General features: G+C 38.5%; 2 protein-coding genes and 2 pseudogenes. All 4 read right to left on the minus strand.

All coding sequences use genetic code 11. The annotated features are described in order from the left end of the window. Positions 1-98: 98 nt before the first annotated feature. Positions 99-671: a hypothetical protein gene (locus tag CH76_RS14130; protein ID WP_235190409.1), complete on the minus strand. Its 573-nt coding sequence runs from the start codon at positions 669-671 to the stop codon at positions 99-101. Beyond that, positions 632-1,306, minus strand: a complete 675-nt coding sequence (locus CH76_RS14135) for a type I restriction endonuclease (protein WP_235190410.1) — start codon at positions 1,304-1,306, stop codon at positions 632-634. Before CH76_RS14135 ends, CH76_RS14130 begins: the two co-directional genes overlap by 40 nt. A gap of 200 nt (positions 1,307-1,506) precedes the next feature. Then, positions 1,507-1,764, minus strand: a pseudogene (locus CH76_RS14185) (transposase); the annotation flags it as partial. Beyond that, positions 1,751-2,050: pseudogene (locus CH76_RS14190) on the minus strand (transposase); the annotation flags it as partial. The pseudogenes CH76_RS14185 and CH76_RS14190, both read right to left, overlap by 14 nt. Between the last annotated feature and the right edge of the window lie 12 nt (positions 2,051-2,062).

Consider the following 2,062-nt stretch of genomic DNA (forward strand, 5'->3'; position numbering starts at 1 on the left):
CATTAAATGGTTAATAAGGAGCTAGTTTGCCAACTGCGTAGAAAGAGCTAGTAGGTAAATTAAAACGCCACCAACCAATGCCGGTTAGTGGCGTTTATTTACGTGAAAAACTTGCCAGCTTGTTCAAAGCTTGACGTTAGGTTAGGCACATCTTTAAAGGATAGGTTGTGCAGACAACTTTTTAGGAAATAAATTGGATCATCGCTGCCGCGGTTTGTGCGCGAGCTAAGGCGTGCGTTAATAAAGCCCGTTTGTTGAACGACGGGGTTTTCGGCTAAAAATTTAGCAATCTCGTTGGACTTAACGGTATAAAGTTTAATGTCCTCGCCTTGATTGACATATTGCCCAACTAAATAGCCAAAGGTTGCTGAGCCTTGCATAACAACAGAAGCAATAAAAAACTCACTAAGTGGATTACCTTTTTCGACAGAGTATGCGGCTGCTGTTGTACGTAGTAACTGTTTGTAGGCAGTTGCTTTAGGAAAGACAATCGTTACACCCTCAAAATCCTCGAATGTATTAAGTGAATCAAGTTCTGCCTGTGTATAATAGGCATTTTTTTCGACGGGCGGTGGTGTTGGTACACCCGCAAGTACGGGCTGGTTAATATCAATATTAAACTTTTCACTAATCACTTCAGAAATCGTTTCTTGAATACTTTTTTGTACCAATGGGCGAGAAGCTGTATGAATTGCTGGGTCACTTTAAACTTAAAGCGCTCTTTAATAACAAACTTAATAAAGTCATCACTTGGTGCTTCTAAAATTTCTTTAATGACAGATTTAAACGACTGTAAATAAATTAATGACTCAGCGAGTGCTTTAATAATTTCTTCGTCATACACATTTTTAGAAAATTTAATAAGGTGCTCAAAATCCTCGTCTGTATAGTCAGTAATGCTAAAAATAAAGAAGGGCTTATTGTCCATAATATTAGCGTTCGTTAAATCAGTAAAAAAGTGATACTCAATACCATTAGTCAAAATGCCGAGCTTGACGCTAGGAAAGGTGCTAAAGTAGCGGCTTAACTGTGGTGCATTTTTCACAATCTTAGTGTGCATTGACTTGGCCTCTACAAAAATACGCGGCTCATCATCTAATGAAATAGCGTAGTCAACCTTTTCATTTTTCTTATGGAAGTCTGCCGTAAATTCAGGCGTTACTTCTTTAGGGCTATATGTATCAAAGCCGAGACCACGCAAAAATGGCAAGATTAAAAACTGCTTAGTGGACTCTTCATTTTTAATAAGCTCGCTGTTTTCAGCGATTACTTGATTAAGCATTTCGAGTGTTTCTTTTACGTTCATATAACATCCTCCTATCACATGCCTAGTTCAATAGTAGTTTACCACTTTTTATTTTGAAAATGTACGAAATCTGGAAATCATACAATCGTGTGATGGAAACACTTATAATAAATGGATAGTATTGGGTTCATCACCATAAGTCGGGGATGACAAAATCAATGCCCTGTTTCCAATCGTAATCGAAGGAACAGATGGGCATCGTTTCGATAACCAAATCCACGTCTTTTGATGAGTTTGATTTTATTATTTGTACCTTCCATGATGCCGTTTGAGAAGGGTGAATAGATCGTATGAATCATCGCTTCTTCTCGTATAATCAACGTTTTGGCGATTTTCGCAACAACACCACACGTGTGAAACTGGTGTCGTTTTAACCAATTTTTTAATCGCTTTTTCGCTTGTGTACGTGTCGTTGCTTTTAACACATAGCGCTTGATAAATATGCTTTGTATGGTCATCTTCAAGATGCCATTCTTGTACAAAAGCACGTTCTTCTACCGTTAATTGTTCGGGCTTTCGAGCTAAACAACGGTCAATAAAACGTGATTTATGATGCTTTTTCGCTTCACCCAAATAGCGACATCTTCGTTGCCCTGCATCCGTGAAAAACTGAACTAAATGAAAACGGTCCAGCACATGAATCGCTGCTGGATAGACTGCTTGAATAGCACTTGCCATGGCAGGCGCAAAATCACTAATGACGGTTTGAATTTTGCCTGTTACTTTCTTTAAAACAGCTTCAATCGCGTCTTGATT

This window comes from Lysinibacillus sp. BF-4 (genome assembly GCF_000743635.1).
Taxonomy (GTDB): Bacteria; Bacillota; Bacilli; order Bacillales_A; family Planococcaceae; genus Metalysinibacillus; species Metalysinibacillus saudimassiliensis.

Coding starts and splice junctions, on each gene's coding strand:
- CH76_RS14135 (WP_235190410.1), bottom strand. CDS start 1,306: ATGAACGTAAAAGAAACACTCGAAATGCTTAATCAAGTAATCGCTGAA.